The following is a 20084-nucleotide window of genomic DNA, read 5'->3' as shown; positions in this document are numbered from 1 at the left end:
CCTACCGAGCGGGGTGCGGGCGCCCGAGCCCGGCGAGGGCGTCGAGGAACGCCGTGGTCTCGGCCTCGGTGCCCGCGGTCACCCGCAGGTGTCCGGGGATCCCGATGTCGCGGATGATGATGCTCTGGGCGAGGAGCGCCTCGAAGACAGCGTGCGGGTCGTCCACTCCGCCGAAGAGCACGAAGTTCGCGGCGCTCGGCCAGGCGTGGTAGCCCAGAGCGGGAAGCTCGACCAGCAGGCGGTCGCGCTGCCCCTTGATGTCGTCGACCATCGCGAGCATCTCGCTCGAGTGTGCGAGCGCGGCAATCGCGGCCGCCTGGGTGAGGGCCGAGAGGTGGTACGGCAGTCGCACGAGTCGTAGCGCGTCGGCGACCGCGGGGTCGGCGGCGAGGTAGCCGACTCGGGCTCCGGCGAACGCGAACGCCTTGCTCATCGTGCGGGACACGATGAGCCGCTCACGGCCGGCGAGCAGGGTCAGCGCGGTGCGGGAACCGGCCGGCGCGAACTCCGCGTAGGCCTCGTCGACCACGACGATGCCGTCGGTCGCGTCGTAGGCGGCGGCGATGGTCTCGAGCGAGACGGCGGTTCCCGTCGGGTTGTTCGGGGAGCAGAAGAACACGATGTCGGGCCGGTGGTCCCGGATGGCGCGGACAGCGGTCTCGGGGAGAATCTCGAACCCCTCGTCCCGCGTGGCGGCGATCCACCGGGTGCCGGTGCCCGCTGCGATGATCGAGTGCATCGAGTAGGTGGGCGGGAAGCCGAGCAGGCTACGCCCCGGGCCGCCGAACGCCTGAAGGATCTGCTGCAGGACCTCGTTCGATCCGTTGGCCGCCCACACGTTCCCGGCCGTCAGCCCGTGGCCAAGGTAGCGGGCAAGGCTCTCACGCAGCTCCGTGAACTCCCGATCGGGATAGCGGTTGACCGTGAGCACGGCCTCGGCCAGTGCGATGACGATATCCCGGGCGACAGCCTCGGGGATCGGATGCGTGTTCTCGTTGACATTGAGCGCGATGCGCACGCGCTCCTGGGGAGCACCGTAGGGGGTCAGGCCCCGAAGGTCGTCACGGATGGGGAGATCACTGAGCGAAGTCACCCGCCCAGTTTAAGGGTGGTCAGTTGGAGTACTTGGCGGGCAGGGCGAGCTGCTGGCCCGGGTGCACATCGGCGCTGCCGAGCTGGTTGAAGTGCAGCAGGTCGGACACGACGTCGCGCGGGTCGGCGCCGGGGGCGATGGACTCGGCCAGTTGCCAGAGGGACTGACCGCTCGACACCTGCACGTACTCGAAGGTGGTCGATGACGCCGAGTCCGACGCGACCGCCACTCCACCGTTGAGCGCGAAGGCGCCGGCGGCGACCACGAGCGGCAGGGCCGAGAGGGTGGTCAGCACGAGGCGCCCGCGGCGCGTGAGTCGCAGGTGCGAACGACCCGGTGAAGCCAGGGTGTGTGCCGTCAGTGTGTGTGAAGTCATTGCCTTGCCCTTCTGTCGACGAAAGTGATCGAGCTTTCGTATCCGGCACTCGGCCGGGAGTACCGGATACGAAGCTCTGTTCCGAACATACATTCGATTACACCTGCTTTCAAGTTAATCTTCGAATATTCGTGCCATATTTTCTGCGACACAGTCGAAGATAAGTTTGGCGGGAGCCTCAATCGTGGATACAGTTTCGATTGTCTGGACCACACACAACCAGCGGCCACTGACATTGGTGATTCGCTCGGCCCCGACGGCGCCGATACGACCCCGCAATTAGGAGCATTCGTGGACGAGAACCAGCAGGACAGACCAGCGAGCGAGTCGACTGAGCGCGCGGGAACCCGCCGTCGCAAGAGCCTCAGCGAGAAGCAGCTGGCCATCCTCGACGCGATCCAGCGATCCGTCGCCTCCCGGGGCTACCCGCCGAGCATGCGGGAGATCGGCGACGCCGTCGGCCTCTCCTCCCTTTCGAGCGTCACCCACCAGCTCAACCAGCTCGAGCTGAGCGGCTACCTGCGCCGCGACCCCAACCGGCCGCGGGCCCTCGAGGTGCTCATCGACCTCCCCCGCGCAGAGTCGGGCACCGTCTCGGACAGCCCGACCCCTGTCGGCGACGCGGCGATGGTGCCGCTCGTCGGAAGGATCGCGGCCGGCATCCCGATCACGGCGGAGCAGCAGATCGACGAGATCTTCCCGCTCCCCCGCCAGCTCGTCGGCAAGGGCGACCTGTTCATGCTGAAGGTGGCGGGCGACTCGATGATCGACGCGGCGATCTGCGACGGCGACTGGATCGTCGTGCGCCAGCAGAAGACCGCGGAGAATGGCGACATCGTCGCAGCGATGCTCGACGACGAGGCCACCGTGAAGGTATTTCAGCAGCGCGACGGGCACACCTGGCTGCTCCCGCGCAACTCCGCGTTCGCGCCGATCCTCGGCGACTTCGCCGAGGTGCTCGGCAAGGTCGTCGCGGTGCTCCGCGCGGTCTAGCTACGACCCACTGGCCGAGCTGTCCGGGGCGGTTCCGCCGAGCTCAGATGGCCGGGGCCAGCACGAACTCGGCGACGGCCGCCTGCAGCTCCTCGTCGACGAGCACGTGCATACGGGTGCCGTTCTCGTCGTAGCGAGTGTCAAGCACGCGCGCGTGGTCATGCAGCCGGGTGACGACGTCGCCGCGGCTGAACGGGATGAGCAGGTCGAGCTCAATCTGCGGAACGGGCAGCAGCTCCGAAATACGCGTCAGGATCTCGTCGACGCCCTCGCCGCTGCGCGCCGAGGCGAAAATTGCGCTCGGTTCGAGGCCCCGCAGCACGAGACGCTGGTCCTCGTCGATGAGGTCGGACTTGTTGAACACCACGATCTCGGGAAGGTGGCGCGCGTCGACCTCGCCGATCACGTCGCGCACCGTCGTGAGCTGGCTGGCGGGGTCGGGGTGGGAGCCGTCGACGACGTGGACGATGACATCGGCATCCGCGACCTCCTCAAGGGTGGACCGGAATGCCTCGACAAGCTGATGGGGAAGGTTGCGCACGAACCCCACGGTGTCGGTGAGCGTGTAGGCGCGGCCGTCGGGGGTCTCGTTCTTGCGCACGGCGGTGTCGAGGGTTGCGAAGAGGGCGTTCTCGACGAGCGCTCCCGCTCGGGTGATTCGGTTGAGCAGCGACGACTTGCCCGCGTTGGTGTAACCGGCAATCGCGACGGACGGCACCGAGTTGCGCACGCGGTTGGCCCGCTTCGCCTCACGCGACGGCTTGAAGCCCTCGATCTGCTTGCGCAGCCGGGACATGCGGGTGTGGATGCGGCGGCGGTCGAGTTCGATCTTGGTCTCACCCGGGCCTCTCGAGCCCATGCCATTGCCGGCGCCTACCTGGCCACCGGCTTGGCGGGACATCGACTCACCCCACCCGCGCAAGCGTGGGAGCAGGTACTCGAGCTGGGCGAGTTCGACCTGGGCCTTGCCCTCGCGGCTCTTGGCGTGCTGGCTGAAGATGTCGAGGATGACCGCGGTGCGGTCGATGACCTTGACCTTGACGATGTCCTCGAGCGCGCGCCGCTGGCTCGGGGCGAGCTCGCCGTCGACTATCACGGTGTCGGCGCCGGTCGCCGCGACGACGCCGCGCAGTTCCTCGGCCTTGCCCTTGCCGAAGTAGGTGCTGGGGTCGGGGTTCGGACGGCGCTGGAGCAGCCCGTCCAGGACCACGGCGCCGGCGGTCTCGGCGAGCGCGAACAGCTCGCGCATGGAGTTCTCGGCCTCGACGACGTTGCCCTGGCCGTAGATGCCGATGAGCACGACGCGTTCGATGCGCAGCTGGCGGTACTCGACCTCGGTGACGTCTTCGAGCTCGGTGGAGAGCCCGGCTACCCGCCGCAGCGCCTGGCGGTCCTCACGCTCGGACTGGTCGCCGTCGTGCGTGTTCTCGCGGTTCTCGTCGAAGGTGCGCGGCTGGAGGGCCTGTGCGCCCTGTGGCGTGAAGATGGTGTAGCCCGCTGGCTTCGCCGATGAGTTCGACAGCACTCTGTCGATGACGTCGTCGTCTTCGCCGTGCTGGGTGGAATCTGTTTCAATCATTGGGTTAACCCTAGCCTCTCCTCTTTGGGTAGGTTCTGTTAGATGACAAGCGAGCACTACTTCTCAGCGAAGCCCGAGAGTGAGCTCAAGCTTCGGCCGTTCTCGGTGACTCTCGCTGGCCGCGAGGTCGAGCTGACCACCGCCGGTGGCATCTTCAGCCCCGAGCGCATCGACGCCGGCACCCAGGTGCTGCTCGCGAGCATCCCGAAGCCGCCCCCCGGGGGTAACCTGCTCGATCTCGGCTGCGGCTGGGGGCCGATTGCACTCACCCTCGCGCTCGAGTCGCCGAACGCCACCGTGTGGGCCATCGATGTCAACGAGCGTGCTCTCGATCTGGTGCGTCGCAATGCCGCCAAACTGGGCCTGACCAACGTCAACGCCTGCCTGCCCGACGATGTTCCCGCCGACATCGCCTTCATGACAATCTGGTCGAATCCCCCGATCCGAGTCGGCAAGAACGAGCTTCACGGCTTACTCGAGCGCTGGCTGCCGCGGCTCGAGCGCGCTGCCGACGCCTGGCTCGTCGTGCAGCGCAATCTCGGCTCCGACTCGCTGCATCGCTGGCTCGAGGGCTCACTGCCGGAGGATTGCTCGGTCATCCGCTCGTCCACCAGCAAGGGCTATCGGGTGCTGCGGGTGCGGCGCCGCTAGCGTCAGCCCGATCAGCGCTACAGGCTGAGGTCGCCCTCGAAGACGAGCTCTGCTGGACCGCTCAGCGCCACATGCTCGCCGTCCTCCGTCGCGAACATCCGCACGCCGAGCGTGCCTCCGGGAACCTCGACCCTCCACTGGTTCGGTGCGCCGGCACCCGCCCAGTAACGGGTGGCCAGCGCCGCCGCTGCCGCCCCGGTGCCGCAGGAGAGCGTCTCGCCGCTGCCGCGCTCGTGCACCCGCATGCGGATGTGGCCGACTCCATCGGTGACGAGCGGGTCCATCGGAACAACGAACTCGACGTTCGCGCCCTCCGGCGCCTCCGGGTCGAGGATCGGGATGAACGACAGGTCGGCGCTGTCGAGCTCCTCCTCGCTGGCGAGGGCGACGACCACGTGCGGGTTTCCGACGTTGATGCCGAGGCCGGGGCGGGCGACCTGGAGGTTCTTGGCGCGCACGAGGGGCTCACTGCCGTCGAGCGACCAGCGACCGAGGTCGACCTGGTACCCGCTGCGGTTGCCCTGCACGTCGCGCACGCCGCCGCGGGTGCCGATGACCATCGTCTCGCCCGGGCCGAGCTCGGCCAGGCCGTTGTCGACGAGGTAGCGGGCGAACACGCGGATGCCGTTGCCGCACATCTCCGACGGTGACCCGTCGGCGTTGTGGTAGTCCATGAACCATTCCGCGGCGTCGTCCTCCGCGAGGGCGGCGGCTCCCTCCGGCAGGCTCCTCGAGCGCACGGCGCGGATGACGCCGTCGCCGCCGACGCCGAAGTGCCGGTCGGCGAGGGCGGCCAGTTGCGCCTGGCTCAGGTCGATCTGTCCGTCGGGGTCAGCGAACAGCACGAAGTCGTTGCCCGTGCCGTGGCCCTTGGTGAAGTGCAGGGTGATACTCACTCGTCAATGGTAGCCAGATCGGCGGCGGCCAGAACGCGGTCGATCGCGGCGGCGCTGACCTGCTCCCCCTCGGCAGCGACGCCCTCCGCGGCGCCGCCGGCGAACCAAGTCGTGCCCGGGTACCGTCGGAACCAGCCGACCTGGCGGCGTGCGTAGCGGCGGGTGAGCGCCTGGGTCTGCTCGATCGCCTCGGCCTGCCCGATCGTGCCGTGCAGTTGGGCGATGGCCTGCGAGTAGCCGATCGCGCGGCTGGCGGTGACCCCGCGCTCGAGGCCCTGGCCCATCAGTGCCTCGACCTCGGCGAGGAGACCGCCGCTCCACATCATCCGCACCCGCTCATCGAGCCGCTCGACGAGCTCGGCGCGCGGAACCTGCAGTCCGAGCACTGTGGTCGGTGTCCAGTAGGCGGACTCGTCCGGCAAGCCAGACCCGAAGGGCTCCCCCGTCATCTCGATCACCTCGAGGGCACGCACGATGCGCCGGCCGTTGTGTGGGCCGATCGCCGCCGCGGCCTGCGGGTCGAGCTCCGCGAGGCGGCGGGCAAGCGTGCCGGGGCCGGCCTCGAGCAGCTCGGCCTCGAGCCGGGCGCGGACGACCGGATCGGTGCCGGGAAACTGGAAGTCGTAGATGACCGACGACACGTACAGGCCGGATCCGCCGACAAGGATTGGCACGGCGCCGCGCTGGCGGATCTCGTCGATGGCCGTGCGGGCCGCGCGCTGGTAGTCCGCGACACTCGCCTCGTCGGTGACGTCGAGCATGTCGAGCAGGTGGTGCCGGATGCCGCGCCGGTCGGTAACCGGCAACTTCGCCGTGCCGATGTCCATGCCTCGGTACAGCTGCGAGGCATCCGCGTTCACGATCTCGGCCGCACGTCCGGCGTCCGCGAGCCGCGCCGCGATGTCGAGGGAGAGCCCTGACTTGCCGGTGCCGGTAGCGCCGACGACGGCGATCAACACGGGCTCTGGTCGATAGTCGATCAGCGTTCGCCATCGGACGGGTCGTAGATCGGCGCCGTCGAAATGCGCAGGGTCGGCAGTCCGAGCGAGACGCGGCCCGGTGCCGAGGGTGCCGAGCCCGCGGGAGTCGGCACGCCACAGGAAGCGGCCTCGGCGCGGTCCCACGCGTCGCCGGCACGGGTGCGGCGGATCGCGAGCGGCGAGTGGTCGAAGCTGTCGGCGATGAGATGGAACGGCTTGGCGTCGCTGACCACGACGGTGACGACATCGCCAGGGCGGGGAATGTCGCTGTGCGGTGGCACCTCGAAGTGCACGAGGCGTGAGTCCTCCGCGCGGCCGGAGAGCCGGTGGGTACTCGCGTCTTTCTTACCCTCGGCCCCGACCAGAACGTTGACGGTGTGGCCGACAAGCTTCTGGTTCTCCTCCCAGGAGATACGGTCCTGCAGCGCGGTCAGGCGCTCGTAGCGCTCCTGCACCACGGCCTTGGGAATCTGGTCGGCCATCGTCGCCGCGGGCGTTCCCTCACGGATCGAGTACTGGAAGGTGAACGCCGAGGCGAATCGGGCGAGCTCCACCACGCGGAGGGTCTCCTGGAAGTCCTCCTCGGTCTCGCCGGGGAACCCGACGATGATGTCAGTGGAGATCGCGGCGAGCGGGATCCTCGCGCGCACCCGATCGAGAATGCCGAGGAACTTCTCGGAGCGGTAGCTGCGCCGCATGGCCTTGAGAATGCGGTCGGAGCCGGACTGCAGCGGCATGTGAAGCTGCGGCATCACCACATCCGTCTCGGCCATCGCGTCGATGACGTCGTCGGTGAAGGCGGCGGGGTGCGGGCTCGTGAAGCGCACCCGTTCGAGACCCTCGATGGTTCCCGCGGCGCGCAGCAGCTTGCCGAACGCCTGGCGGTCGCCGAACTCGACGCCGTAGGAGTTGACGTTCTGGCCGAGCAGCGTCACCTCGATGGCGCCGTCCTCGACCATGGCCACAAGCTCGGCGAGGATGTCGCCGGGGCGGCGGTCCTTCTCCTTGCCGCGCAGCGCCGGCACGATGCAGAAGGTGCAGGTGTTGTTGCAGCCGACCGAGATCGACACCCAGCCGCTGTGCGTGGACTCGCGCTTGGTCGGCAGGGTGGAGGGGAAGACGTCGAGCGACTCGAGGATCTCCAGCTGCGCCTCCCCGTTGTGCCGCGCCCGCTCGAGCAGCGCCGGCAGCGACCCCATGTTGTGGGTGCCGAAGACCACGTCGACCCAGGGGGCCTTCTCGAGGATGACGTTCTTGTCCTTCTGGGCCAGGCAGCCGCCGACGGCGATCTGCATTCCCTCGTGCTCCCGCTTGACCGACGCGAGCATGCCGAGGTTGCCGTAGAGCTTGTTGTCGGCGTTCTCCCGCACGGCGCAGGTGTTGATGACCACGACATCCGCCTGCGCGCCGGCTGCGGGAAGGTAGCCGGCCGCCTCGAGCGAGCCACTCAGCCGCTCGGAGTCGTGCACGTTCATCTGGCAGCCGAAGGTGCGGACCTCGTAGGTTCGCGCTGCGGCAGCCTCGGACGCGGCGGGGGCGGATGCTGGCGCGGTGATGGTCATGATGGTAAAAGCTTAACCCGCGTTGCGCTGCGCCCCGCCTGACTGCAGCGACCGCCAGCATGGCCCGGGCAGAGCCGGCCGTCAGCGGAAGCGGACGGCCGAGCCCCCCGCGTCGAGCGCCTCGTCGACGGCGGTGCGGATGACGCTCGACGGGTACCCCTTGCGCATGAGGAACGCCGTGAGTCGGCGCTTCGCGGTGGTCTGGTCGAGCGACCGCAGCTGCGGGGCGCGCTTGTGCGCAAGCTCCTTGGCGCGCTCGAGCTCGCTGTCATCGCCGAGCTGCTCGAGCGACTCCTCGATCTGCGCCGGATCGATGTGCCTGCGGCGCATCTCAGCGACGAGGGCACTGCGCCCGAGGCCTTTGCGCTCGTGCTGGGTGCGCACGATGGTCTCGGCCAGCGCCGCGTCGTCGATGAGGCCGACTCCGGCAAGCCGGTCGAGCTCGGCCTCGACCTCGTCGGGGTCGAGATCCCGCGCCACCAGGATCTGCTCAAGCTCCCAGCGGGACATTCCGCGACGCGTGAGCGCGGTCATGCTCACATTGGCCGCACGGTCCGCCCGTCGGGCCGCGGCCTTCTCCGACGCCGTCTCGGCGACCGCCTCCGGTTCCTCCGGCAGTTCTTCGAACACGACCCTGCGGATCGGTGTCACGGTGGCGAGAGGGGGGCTCTCGCCACCGCCGGTGGGCTCGACATACCAGCCGTCGTTCGGCGGCGTCACGATCAGACCGCCTTGCGCGAGGCGAGCTTTTTCTGGATGGGCTCGACCGCCGCGGTCTTCGCCGTGTCGACCGCCTTCGCCTGGTCACCTTCCGTGACCGCGGGCGCGTTCGGGTCGGGTGCCATTCCCAGCTTGATCATGATCTTCTTCTCGATGTCGAGGGCGATCTGCGGGTTTCTCAGCAGGAAGTTGCGCGAGTTGTCCTTGCCCTGACCCAGCTGGTCGCCATCGTAGGTGTACCACGCCCCCGACTTGCGCACGATCTCGTGCTCGACACCGAAGTCGATGAGGCTTCCCTCGCGCGAGATGCCGACGCCGTAAAGGATGTCGAACTCGGCCTGCTTGAAGGGCGGCGCCATCTTGTTCTTGACGACCTTCACCCGGGTGCGGTTACCGTAGGCCTCTGTGCCGTCTTTGAGAGTCTCGATGCGGCGGATATCGAGGCGCACCGACGCGTAGAACTTCAGCGCTTTTCCTCCCGCGGTGGTCTCGGGGCTTCCGAAGAACACCCCGATCTTCTCGCGGAGCTGGTTGATGAAGATCATCGTCGTGTTGGTCTGGCTTAGGCCACCCGTGAGCTTGCGCAGCGCCTGCGACATGAGCCGCGCCTGCAGACCGACGTGCGAGTCGCCCATCTCTCCCTCGATCTCCGCGCGCGGCACGAGGGCGGCGACGGAGTCGATGACGATGAGGTCGATCGAGCCGGAACGGACAAGCATGTCGGCGATCTCGAGCGCCTGCTCACCCGTGTCGGGCTGGGAGACGAGGAGTGCATCGATGTCGACGCCGAGCTTCTGCGCGTAGTCGGGGTCGAGTGCGTGCTCCGCGTCGATGAAGGCGGCGATTCCGCCGGCCTTCTGCGCGTTCGCGATGGCGTGCAGCGTGAGGGTCGTCTTGCCGGAGGACTCCGGCCCGTAGATCTCCACGATGCGGCCGCGCGGAAGCCCGCCGATGCCGAGCGCGACATCCAGGGCGATCGATCCGGTCGGGATGACCGCGACGGGGGCGCGCTCGTCGCTGCCGAGGCGCATGACGGAGCCCTTGCCGAACTGGCGGTCGATCTGGGCGAGTGCTGTTTCGAGTGACTTTTCGCGATCTGCTGCTGATGCCATCGGAGGCTCCTTGTGACTAGAGGGTTGTGCGCCTGTAGGCTGCCGCTTCACTACCAGGCCGATGTTGCAGGGCCCGGCAGTCCGCGACAAGGCTGGTGTTACGGGTGGTGCTTGTCGTTGGTTCGTCTCCAACAACTGCGACTGTACGCTCGGCGTCCGACATTCCTGTCGACCGTCACCGGCATCAGTGCACAGACCGTCTTCGATTGCGCTTGTGCAGGAGCTTAGTAAGAACCGAACGAATGTTCGACCCCCGGGAGGCGCGTGTCGGACATTCCTCGCTGCATGCGGCGCTTTCGCGCAAACAAACTGGCGCCATCAGCCGCGAGTCGCCCACAAACGCGGCATCCACGCCCCGAAAGGGGACGTGAGCAGGCAACTCACGGACTAGTGGCTGTGGCGACCGGCAACCCGCCGCTTGCTACTTCTGCGGCAGCTGGCCTACCCCGTACCGTCGGTTCGGGGGAACATCGGTCGACGCGCAGAGGGCAACCCAGATCTCTTTCGTGTCGATGCCCGCGGCTATGGCCTGCACAGGGGTGCGGTCTCCCAGGGCACCGAGCACGAGATCGCGCGTGACGGTTCGCCCGTATCCCTCGCCGAACTCGTCGGCCACGGCCTGCCAGAACTCACTCACTCTCACCCGACAACGCTAACAAGAGCGAGCGGCAAAGCACTGCACGAATCACGTCCAGCCCGTCGGATGCCGAATCTCCCGCGGACCCGCGAGAGCGGCCCGGCACGCCCGAACCTCACCGGGCGCGGTATCCCCACACGACAAATGCCCCGGCGTTGAGGCCGGGGCATTTGATCGATTGGGTGGGTTCTAGCGGACCGCGAGGTCGGCGTCGAAATTGGCGACGAGGTCGTCGGGAACGGTGTCGGGGATCCGGTTAAGACCCTCGATGACGGCGAGGCGATCGCCGACTTCGCGCATGATGACCGAAATGGGGGTGTCGAGGGCATCCGCAACAGAGGCAAGGATCTCGGAGCTGGCCTCTTTCTGGCCCCGCTCCACCTCGCTCAGGTATCCGAGAGCAACACTGGCCTTGCTCGCGACCTGGCGAAGGGTTCGACCTTTTTGCAGGCGGAAGTCCCGGAGTACATCTCCGATTTCTTGGCGTACTAGGACCATGTGGACTCTCCTCCTTAGATGACTGACCCGTGTTGTAGATGCGTGCCAGAAGTTGCGGCTACGCAACTCCTGATGACCCAAACTCTATCGAGAACAATCTGTGTGACGCTTGTTAATCACTGCTATGTAACGAGATCGAAACGCGAAACATTCCCCGCGATAGCTAGCCGAGGTGCAGCAATTTGGCCAGTTCACTGAGTGATTCGGAGACGACGCGTTTTCGGATGTCGTCGCGGGTTCCCGATATGTGCAGGTGAAGCACTTCGGCCCTGTCGCCGATCGCGATCGCGACGTACGCCTCGCCCTCCGGGTGTCCGTCCCGAGGGCCCGGGCCGGCGACCCCGGTGGTGGCGAGGCCGATGTCGGCGGGTGTGCCGTCATTCGACAGCATCCGGCGCACACCCATCGCCATTTGCCGGGCCACCTCGGGGTGCACCGGTCCCTCGGCGGCCAGCAGCTCCGCCGACACACCCAGCAGCGAGTGCTTGAGGTCGGTGGCGTACGCGACGACTCCCCCGCGGACGACGAGGGACGCCCCGGGGATCGCGACCAGCTCGGCGACGAGGAGGCCGCCGGTGAGCGACTCCGCAACGGCGACCGACAGGTTCCGCGCGGTCAGCTCGGCGATGAGATCGGCGGCGAGGCTCACGGCTTGGCGCCGGGCCGGTTGCCTCGGTACGCCTTCCACAGGTAGTCCGCGCCGGTGACGACGGTCACGATGACAGCGAGACCCATGAGCACCGCATTGACCCAGAGGATCCAGTCGCCGACCACGAGCTGCAGCGGGAACAGGTAGAGCGAGATCGCAACGGACTGCAGCACGGTCTTGAGCTTGCCGCCGCTCGAGGCCGGGATGACGCGGGTGCGCAGCACAGCGAATCGGAAGGCGGTGATACCCAGCTCGCGCACCAGGATGATGATCGTGACCCACCACGGCAGCTCGCCGAGCATCGAGAGTCCGACCAGTGCACCGCCGATGAGCACTTTGTCCGCGATCGGGTCGAGGATCTTCCCGAGGTCGGTGACGAGGTTCTGGCGCCGGGCGAGCAGGCCGTCCACGCTGTCGGTGACGATCGCGACCACGAAGAGCACCGCCGCGATGATGCGCAGCGGGCCCAGCGCGCCGTCGTCGGCGAGCAGCAGCCAGATGAAGGCCGGCGCCATCAGGATGCGGACGACGGTGATGATATTGGCGATGTTGCCGGAGCTCGCGGGGGTATCGCCCGACCGGACGACCCGGCCGCGCATCGGGTTGGGGCGGCGCGGAGCCGGTTCCCCCGGCGAAGCGGAGGGCGGACCCGGCGGCACTCGATCAGAAGCCACGGCGTTACTCCCTGCCCGTCAGACCCCAGGCGTCCTCGTCCGAGGCGTCCACCTCATCGTAACCGGTCGTCATCTCGCGAACCGGATCGGCCAGCGGGTTCTCGAGCCGGTCTGCATCGGCCGAGCGTGCCTGCCGTTGGTCGGATGCCGCCGCTGGCGCTGCCGGTGCATCCTCGCCCCGCAGCCGCGCGAGCACTCCCGGAAGCTGTTCCGGCGTGACAAGCACGTCGCGCGCCTTCGACCCCTCGGAGGGCCCGACGATCTCGCGAGATTCGAGCAGGTCCATCAGGCGCCCCGCCTTCGCGAAGCCGACCCGCAGCTTGCGCTGCAGCATCGAGGTCGATCCGAACTGGGTACTGACGATGAGTTCGGCTGCGGCCAGCAGCACCTCGAGGTCGTCGCCTATGTCGCCGTCGATGACCTTCTTTTCGGCGACGGCGGCCACGTCCTTCCGGTACTCGGGCTGGGCCTGGCGGGTCACGTGCTTGACGACGGCATTGACCTCGCTCTCGGTGACCCAGGCGCCCTGCACCCGGATCGACTTGGAGGCGCCCATGGGCAGGAAGAGCGCGTCGCCCTGTCCGATGAGCTTCTCGGCGCCGGGCTGGTCGAGGATCACCCGGCTGTCGGTCATGCTGCTCACCGCGAAGGCGAGCCGCGAGGGCACGTTCGCCTTGATGAGGCCGGTGACGACGTCGACGCTCGGGCGCTGGGTGGCGAGCACGAGGTGGATGCCGGAGGCCCTGGCCAGCTGCGTGATGCGCACGATCGAGTCCTCGACGTCGCGCGGGGCGACCATCATGAGGTCGGCGAGCTCGTCGACGACCACGAGCAGGTACGGGTAGGGCTTGAGCTTGCGCTCGCTGCCGACGGGGAGGATGATCTCGCCCGCCGAGACCGCTCGATTGAAGTCGTCGATGTGACGGAACCCGAAGCTCTCGAGGTCGTCGTACCGCATATCCATTTCCTTCACGACCCAGCTGAGCGCCTCTGCGGCCTTCTTGGGGCTCGTGATGACGGGGGTAATGAGGTGGGGAATGCCGGCGTAGGGGGTGAGCTCGACCCGCTTCGGGTCGATCAGCACCATGCGCACCTCGGCGGGGCTGGCGTGCATGAGCAGCGAGACGATCATCGAGTTGACGAAGCTCGACTTGCCCGAGCCGGTCGAGCCGGCGACGAGCAGGTGGGGCATTTTCGCGAGGTTCGCGACGACGAAGCCGCCCTCGACGTCTTTGCCGAGGCCGACGGTGAGCGGATGCTGGCTGCTGGTCGAGGCCTTCGAGCGGAGCACGTCGCCGAGCGACACGATCTCACGGTCGGTGTTCGGGATCTCGACGCCGATCGCGGAGCGGCCGGGAATCGGCGAGAGGATGCGCACCTCATTGCTCGCGACGGCGTAGCTGAGATTCTTGTTGAGCGCCGTGACGCGCTCGACCTTCACGCCGGGGCCGAGCTCGATCTCGTATCGCGTGACGGTCGGCCCACGGCTGAAGCCGGTGACCTTGGCGTCGACGGCGAACTGCTTGAGCACCTCGGTGATGGCGCGCACGATGACCTCATTGGCCTCGGAACGCGACTTCGGCGGAGTGCCGACTGCGAGCGTCGACACGGCGGGAAGTCGGTACGGTGCCGTCGGCGGCTGCGGACCCGTCGCGGCTGCGAACTCGCCCGCCGCGCCCTTGGTCGACGCGCTGTCGGCAAAACCGGGCAGCGGATCGGCGACGCTGGGGCCGGAGTCGTCCCTGATGCCGGTCGGGTGGCCCTCGACCTCACCGGTGAACCGCTCGAGCGCCCCCTCGGCCTGCACGAGGTCGGCGAGCAGGGCGGCCTCCGCGGCGCGTTCGGCCCGCTCGGCATGCTCGGCCCTCGCGCGCTCCGCTGCGGCGTCGGCGGCGCGATCGATGACCTCGGTCTCGTCGCGTGCCCGCACGATAACCGGGGTGTCGTAGGCCGGGTCGTCTTCGCGACGTGTCTTGTTGCGTCGCCACCAGGGCAGCTCGGTCTCTTCGCCGAGCCCGAGGTCGTCGATCGACCCGAAGGAGCCGGTGTCGGACTTCGCGGCCTTTTTCGCGGCCGCGGCCTCGGCATCCGGCATCTCGGCACCGAACAGGTAGGAGTAGAGCTCGCGCAACCGGTGCAGTAGCCGGTTCGGCGGGGTCTTCGTGATGATGAACAGCGAGAGCACGAGCAGCAGGATGACCACGGCCGTCGCGCCCGCGGTCGTGAGGACGAACACCAGGGGGGCGGCGAGCACCCAGCCGAGGATGCCGCCGGCGATCGCGAGGTCGGGCATGCCCTGAGCGGGCGACGGCTGACCGCCGAAGATGTGGAAAAGTCCGCTGACGGTGGTCAGGAGCACGGCGAGGCCGATTCCGATGCGCCCGTTGTCGTGGACGGATGCCGGATGCCGGAACAGCCAGATCGCGAACAGCACCATGATCACGGGCAGCGCGTAGGCGACGTGGCCGAAGAGACCCCCGAAGGAGTAGGCGTCGAGTGCGACGGCGACGGGGTCGGCGGGGTTGAACCACTTCACGACGGCGCCGAAGACGGCGAGGATGACGATGAAGAACGGCACTCCGTCGCGGCGCTCCTCCTTGGCCAGGGTCTCCTTGCCGAGCACGCGCGCGCCGCCACCGACGATGTGCGCGAGGCCGAGCCAGGCGCGGGAGAGCAGCCCGGGGCCGCGTTCGGGTTCGAATTTGGGGGCGGGCATCTTGCGCGTGGTGCCCTTGCCGGTCGCGGCGCCGGCGCCCTTGGTGCCGGAGCGCGGCGTCGTTCGCGCGCGCGGGGTCGACCGAGTGCTCGTAGCCATGTTCCTTACGGTATCCCGGGCCGCCGTCAGCGGCCGGTTGGCCCGCGCGCGTGTCAGGCGATCGCGCTCAGTAGCGAATCGCGTCGATCACCTTCACCCGCACGGCAACGAGCGCGGGAAGCAGGCCCGCGAGAGCACCGACGACGACGGCCGCGCCAAGTCCGATGAGCGCGGCCTCGAGGGGGAACGGCGGCAGCTCGATCGCGCCCTGGGCGACGAGCTGCTGCAGGGTCGGGTTGGTGACGACGAGCACCGCGACGACGACGCCGATGACCCCTGCGGCGACGGTGCCGACGACGCTTTCCATCATCACCGCGAAGAAGACGCGTCCGGCGGTCGCACCGAAGCTGCGACGGATTCCGATCTCGCGCACACGCTGGCGCACGGTCACGAGCGAGATGTTCACGAGGCTCAGCGCACCGAGGAACAGGATGAGCAAGGCGACGCCGGTGACGACGAAGGTGATCGGCCCGAGCGGGTCCTCCCCGTAGGCGGCATAGTCCGAGCGGAACACGTCGACGGTGGCGCCGCTTCCGAGCACGCCTCGCAGGTCGCTCGTCAGGCCCGCCATGATCGGGTCGGCGAGATCGGCTGGCACCCAGAACTCGTACCCGGGCGAGACGCTCGCGAGCTGGGCGGGGTCGGCGATGCGTTCGTAGGAGGACAGCAACATCATGGCGCTTGAGGTCGGGTCGCCGGGATAGGAACTGGTGACGCCGAGGATCACCGCGGTCGCCCGGCTCGCACCGACGATCGTGACGGTCGGGTGGGTGCGCAGGTCCGGGGATCCGATCCGCTGCCAGAACGCCTCGTTGACCACGAGACCGGGGGCGAGCCGATCGGCATCCGTTTCGGTGAACCACGACCCATCGAGCACCGCGAGGCGATGCATCGTGCGGTAGTCGACGCCGACGAGTTGCGTCTGAACGTCGACAACCCCATCGGGGAACTGGATGCGCTGGTTCGAGTAGCCGGCAGGCGTGACGTGGCTGATGCCGTAGCGCTCGGTTGCCGTGGCGACGGCGTCGCCGAGCGCCGAGCTGTTCAGGGGCGCGCCCGACTGGGAGTAGGCGCTGACCACGAGTGTTGCCGCGCGACCGCCGCCCCGCTCGAAGGACTCGGTCGTGGATTGGCGGGCCATCTGGCCGAGTCCGACGACGCTCGTGAGCGCAGCGATGGCGACCGCGACACCGATCAGGCTCAGCAGCACCCTGGTGCGGTGTACCCGGAGCTCGGAGCGCGCCTCGACGACGGCTCCGACCGTGCTCGACAGGATGCGCCTCATGCGCCGACCTCCCCGAAGACGCCTGCGGTCGCAGCCGGGTCGAGGTAGCCGGGTTCGATCGGCACGAGCACGCCGTGACCGAGTCGGTAGTGCCTGCGGGCGAGCGCGGCGACGTTGGTGTCGTGGGTGATGGTGATGAGCGCTGCACCCGATGATTCGGCGACATCGTCGAGAAGCTTCATGATGACCACCCCCGTCTCGATGTCGAGGGCGCCGGTCGGCTCGTCGGCGAGGATGAGCCGGGGACCGCGCACCAGCGCGCGGGCGATCGCGACGCGCTGCTGCTCTCCTCCGGACAGCTTCTCGGGCATCGAGCTCATTCGCGCGCCGAGGCCGACGCGGTCGAGCATGTCCGCGGCGATTGCCTCGCGCCGCCAGAACTGCCGCCCGGAGGCGTACAGCAGCGGCGTCATGACGTTCTCGAGCGCCGTGCGGCCGGAGAGCAGGTTGAACTGCTGGAAGATGAAGCCGATGTCGGCCCCCCGCGCTCGGTCGCGCGCCCCGGAGGACAACTTCGAGACGAGCCGGTCCTCGAAGGTGATGGTGCCCGCCGTCGGGCTGTCGAGCAGGCCGAGGAGGTTGAGGAGCGTCGTCTTCCCCGAGCCAGAGCGGCCGACGATCGACACGTGGTCGCCGACCTCCACCTCGAGGTCGACGCCCCGGAGGATCTCGAGCATGCTCGAGTCGGGCAGGCGCACCGAGCGGGTGACCCCGGAGAGTGTCAGGAGCGGCATCTCAGGGGCCGCAGGTGACGGAGCCGTCGGGGAAGGACATGCATCCGTCGCCCATGTCGACGCCCACCTGCGGCGCGCCCGGGATGAACTGCAGAACCAAGTCACCCTCGGCGAGCCCCTCCTTGATCTCGACGTTGACGCCGTCGTTGAGCCCGATCACCACCGCAGCGCTCTCGCTCGTGCCATCCGGGAGACGGAGGTAGACGCTGCCGGCGCCGGAGGACCCCTCGACACTCGTCACCGGAACGGTGAGCACGTTCTCGGCGACGCCGCCCGCGAGGGTGAGCTCGGCTCCGAGGCCCGCGAAGACGGTGACCTCGCCCGGCACACCGCAGCGGACCGTGGCACCCGAGGCCGGAGCGCCACCGTTCGGGTCGGAAGCGGGGTCGGCCCCGGCGAGCGCCGAGGTGATCGTCAGCTGGGTGCAGATGAACGGCGCCGGGCTGCCGGTGATCGTGACCTCGGCCTCGGTCGGCCGGGTGAGCAGCCGGTACTGCTGGTCGGGGGCCAGGGTGCCACTCACGGCGAAGCTCGTCGGGGCGACCTGCCCCACGGCGTCCCCGACGGCGACGGTCTGCCCGACGATCACGGGAAGGGCCGAGAGGACGCCGGGCGAGCCGGCCAGCACCGTGACGGTCACGACCTTGGCCGGGGCCATCGTGCCATCGTCGCGGACGGCACCCGGGGTCTCGGACCTGATCGTCATCACGGGGGTGTCGGCGGCCACCGGCGCGCCGACGCCGACGAGCAGCTTGGTCACGTCGCCGTTGAGTGTGGCCTTCACGGGCAGAGCCGGGTCGGCGACAATGGTGCCCTGCACTGTGACGTCGTTCTGGATCGTGCCGACCGTCACCGCCACCTCGGGCTCGGAGATCACCCCGGTCGGGAACTCGGGCCCGTCCCCCGCTGAGGCCGCCTCGGAGAAGAACGCCATCTTCACGAGTGCACTCGCGATGGCGAGAAAGATGACGATCCGCAGGATCGGGAATATCCACGTACGCGTGACGCCCACAGCCGCTCCGATGCTCGAGAGGATTACTCAACGTCAAGCTATCGGTTGGCGACTGCCTCGCGCATCCTCCCCCACGGATGACACGTGATGTTTCTTGCGCGATCAGGCCTCGATGACGATCGGCACAATCATGGGCCGGCGGCGGTGCGAGGAGCTGACCCAACGGCCGACCGTGCGCCGCACGACCTGGCTGTAGGCGTGGGTGTCGCGTGTTCCGTTCGCCGCCGCCTCGGCGAGCGCGGCGACGATCAGCGGCTTGACGCTCGCGAACACGGCGGAGTCCTCGGCGTACCCCCGCGCGTGGATCTCCGGGCCCACGATGGCGGCACCGGTCTGCGCGTCGATCGCAACGAAGATCGACACGAAGCCCTCCTCGGCGAGGATGCGACGGTCCTTGAGGTCGGCGTCGGTGATCGTGCCGACCGACGCCCCGTCCACGTAGACGTAGCCGAGGTCGAGCTGGCCGACGACGGTCGCGACGCCGTCGCGCAGGTCGATCACGGTGCCGTCCTCGCCGATGATGGTCTTCTCCCGCGGCACGCCCGTCTGGATCGCGAGTGCCTGGTTCGCGACGAGATGGCGGTACTCGCCGTGCACCGGCAACACGTTTTTCGGGCGCACGATGTTGTAGCAGTAGAGCAGCTCTCCCGCGCTCGCGTGCCCGGAGACGTGCACCTTCGCGTTGCCCTTGTGCACCACGTTCGCGCCGAGCTTGATGAGCCCGTTGATCACGCGGTACACGGCGTTCTCGTTGCCGGGGATGAGGCTCGAGGCGAGGATGACGGTGTCGCCCGTGCCGATCTCGATCTGGTGCTCCATGTTCGCCATTCGCGCGAGCACGGCCATCGGCTCGCCCTGCGACCCCGTGCTCATGTAGACGATCTTGTCGTCGGGCAGGTCGGCGGCCTTCTTGGAGTCGATGAGCACACCCGGCGGCACCTTCAGGTAGCCGAGCTCCGCGGCGATCGACATGTTGCGCACCATCGAGCGGCCCATGAAGGCGACCCGGCGGCCGTTCGCGTTCGCGGCATCCAGCACCTGCTGCACCCGGTGCACGTGGCTGGAGAAGCTCGCGACGATGACCCGGCGGGGGGCAGAGAGGATCACGTTCTCGAGCACCGGTCCGATGTCCCGCTCCGGCGCGGTGAAACCGGGGACGTCGGCGTTGGTGGAGTCGACAAGGAACAGGTCGACGCCAGCCTCGCCGAGCCGGGCGAAGGCGCGCAGGTCGGTGATGCGATTGTCGAGCGGCAGCTGGTCCATCTTGAAGTCGCCCGTATGCAGCACGACACCTGCGCTCGTGCGGATCGCGACGGCGAGAGCATCCGGGATCGAATGGTTCACCGCGACGAACTCGAGGTTGAAGGGGCCGAGCCGCTCTTTCTGGTCTTCGCGCACCGTCAGCGTGAACGGTGTGATGCGGTGCTCCTTGAGCTTCGCCTCGATGAACGCGAGGGTCAGGCTCGACCCGATGAGCGGGATGTCGGCGCGCAGCCGGAGGAGGTACGGCACCGCGCCGATGTGGTCCTCGTGGCCGTGGGTGAGAACGATGCCGACGACGTCGTCGAGCCTGTCCCTGATGGGAGTGAAGTCGGGCAGGATCAGGTCGACGCCGGGCTGGTTCTCCTCGGGGAAGAGCACCCCGCAGTCGACGATCAGGAGCTTGCCGTCGATCTCGAAGACCGTCATGTTGCGGCCGATCTCACCGAGCCCGCCGATCGGGATGATGCGCAGCGTGCCGTTCTCGAGCGGTGGCGGACTGTAAATGGTCATCAGGTCCTGTCGTCTCGTCCGCCGGACGTTCGCTGCGGCACCGCG

General features: G+C 68.3%; 19 protein-coding genes. 2 read left to right on the top strand and 17 right to left on the bottom strand.

The window, feature by feature from the left end:
• Position 1: 1 nt before the first annotated feature.
• Together ABIB15_RS05540 and ABIB15_RS05535 are read right to left on the bottom strand one after the other, a co-directional pair.
• On the bottom strand, positions 2-1093 hold the full coding sequence (locus tag ABIB15_RS05540; RefSeq protein WP_354475936.1) for a histidinol-phosphate transaminase: 1092 nt from the start codon (positions 1091-1093) through the stop codon (positions 2-4).
• 19 nt (positions 1094-1112) lie between these two features.
• Positions 1113-1469: a LysM peptidoglycan-binding domain-containing protein gene (locus tag ABIB15_RS05535; protein ID WP_354475934.1), complete on the bottom strand. Its 357-nt coding sequence runs from the start codon at positions 1467-1469 to the stop codon at positions 1113-1115.
• Between the two features lie 291 nt (positions 1470-1760).
• Here ABIB15_RS05535 and lexA point away from each other — a divergent pair, with 291 nt between their 5' ends.
• A complete protein-coding gene (lexA, locus tag ABIB15_RS05530) occupies positions 1761-2462 on the top strand; it encodes a transcriptional repressor LexA (RefSeq protein WP_354475933.1) in 702 nt (233 codons plus the stop codon).
• A gap of 43 nt (positions 2463-2505) precedes the next feature.
• On the opposite strand, the gene hflX is transcribed toward lexA, so the two are convergent.
• Entirely contained in the window at positions 2506-4041 is a 1536-nt protein-coding gene (gene hflX / locus ABIB15_RS05525) for a GTPase HflX (protein WP_354475932.1), read from the bottom strand.
• Positions 4042-4083: 42 nt separating this feature from the next.
• Here hflX and ABIB15_RS05520 point away from each other — a divergent pair, with 42 nt between their 5' ends.
• Positions 4084-4692 (top strand): class I SAM-dependent methyltransferase, encoded by a 609-nt coding sequence (locus tag ABIB15_RS05520; RefSeq protein WP_354475931.1) that lies wholly within the window; start codon positions 4084-4086, stop codon positions 4690-4692.
• Between the two features lie 17 nt (positions 4693-4709).
• Here the strand turns inward: ABIB15_RS05520 and dapF are convergent, their stop codons facing one another.
• The 14 genes from dapF to ABIB15_RS05450 all read right to left on the bottom strand — a co-directional run bounded on the left by dapF (position 4710) and on the right by ABIB15_RS05450 (position 20039).
• Positions 4710-5582 (bottom strand): diaminopimelate epimerase, encoded by an 873-nt coding sequence (gene dapF / locus ABIB15_RS05515; protein WP_354476001.1) that lies wholly within the window; start codon positions 5580-5582, stop codon positions 4710-4712.
• Between the two features lie 2 nt (positions 5583-5584).
• On the bottom strand, positions 5585-6547 hold the full coding sequence (gene miaA / locus ABIB15_RS05510; RefSeq protein WP_354475930.1) for a tRNA (adenosine(37)-N6)-dimethylallyltransferase MiaA: 963 nt from the start codon (positions 6545-6547) through the stop codon (positions 5585-5587).
• Positions 6548-6567: 20 nt separating this feature from the next.
• Positions 6568-8130, bottom strand: a complete 1563-nt coding sequence (gene miaB, locus ABIB15_RS05505) for a tRNA (N6-isopentenyl adenosine(37)-C2)-methylthiotransferase MiaB (RefSeq protein ID WP_354475928.1) — start codon at positions 8128-8130, stop codon at positions 6568-6570.
• Between the two features lie 81 nt (positions 8131-8211).
• Complete coding sequence (locus ABIB15_RS05500; protein WP_354475927.1) at positions 8212-8850, bottom strand: regulatory protein RecX; 639 nt, start codon at positions 8848-8850, stop codon at positions 8212-8214.
• A gap of 2 nt (positions 8851-8852) precedes the next feature.
• Positions 8853-9962, bottom strand: a complete 1110-nt coding sequence (gene recA, locus ABIB15_RS05495; RefSeq protein ID WP_354475926.1) for a recombinase RecA — start codon at positions 9960-9962, stop codon at positions 8853-8855.
• Between the two features lie 421 nt (positions 9963-10383).
• Positions 10384-10605, bottom strand: coding sequence for a DUF3046 domain-containing protein (locus tag ABIB15_RS05490; RefSeq protein ID WP_354475924.1), 222 nt, complete (start codon positions 10603-10605; stop codon positions 10384-10386).
• Between the two features lie 183 nt (positions 10606-10788).
• On the bottom strand, positions 10789-11097 hold the full coding sequence (locus tag ABIB15_RS05485) for a helix-turn-helix domain-containing protein (RefSeq protein WP_161886823.1): 309 nt from the start codon (positions 11095-11097) through the stop codon (positions 10789-10791).
• Positions 11098-11260: 163 nt separating this feature from the next.
• Positions 11261-11746 (bottom strand): CinA family protein, encoded by a 486-nt coding sequence (locus ABIB15_RS05480; RefSeq protein WP_354475921.1) that lies wholly within the window; start codon positions 11744-11746, stop codon positions 11261-11263.
• Complete coding sequence (pgsA, locus tag ABIB15_RS05475) at positions 11743-12345, bottom strand: CDP-diacylglycerol--glycerol-3-phosphate 3-phosphatidyltransferase (RefSeq protein WP_354475999.1); 603 nt, start codon at positions 12343-12345, stop codon at positions 11743-11745. Before pgsA ends, ABIB15_RS05480 begins: the two co-directional genes overlap by 4 nt.
• A 79-nt stretch (positions 12346-12424) precedes the next feature.
• The gene (locus ABIB15_RS05470; protein WP_354475919.1) at positions 12425-15235 is read right to left on the bottom strand and encodes an FtsK/SpoIIIE family DNA translocase; all 2811 of its coding nucleotides are present in this window, start codon (positions 15233-15235) and stop codon (positions 12425-12427) included.
• 67 nt (positions 15236-15302) lie between these two features.
• Positions 15303-16520, bottom strand: a complete 1218-nt coding sequence (locus ABIB15_RS05465) for an ABC transporter permease (RefSeq protein ID WP_354475917.1) — start codon at positions 16518-16520, stop codon at positions 15303-15305.
• Positions 16517-17254: an ABC transporter ATP-binding protein gene (locus tag ABIB15_RS05460; protein ID WP_354475915.1), complete on the bottom strand. Its 738-nt coding sequence runs from the start codon at positions 17252-17254 to the stop codon at positions 16517-16519. Before ABIB15_RS05460 ends, ABIB15_RS05465 begins: the two co-directional genes overlap by 4 nt.
• Position 17255: 1 nt before the next feature.
• Positions 17256-18266, bottom strand: a complete 1011-nt coding sequence (locus ABIB15_RS05455) for an efflux RND transporter periplasmic adaptor subunit (protein ID WP_354475913.1) — start codon at positions 18264-18266, stop codon at positions 17256-17258.
• A gap of 102 nt (positions 18267-18368) precedes the next feature.
• Complete coding sequence (locus ABIB15_RS05450) at positions 18369-20039, bottom strand: ribonuclease J (protein ID WP_354475912.1); 1671 nt, start codon at positions 20037-20039, stop codon at positions 18369-18371.
• Positions 20040-20084 lie beyond the last annotated feature (45 nt).

Source organism: Marisediminicola sp. UYEF4 (assembly GCF_040546025.1).
Classification (GTDB): domain Bacteria; phylum Actinomycetota; class Actinomycetes; order Actinomycetales; family Microbacteriaceae; genus Marisediminicola.
The sequence above is the reverse complement of the archived record's forward strand: the minus strand, read 5'-3'. Positions and strand labels throughout refer to the sequence as shown.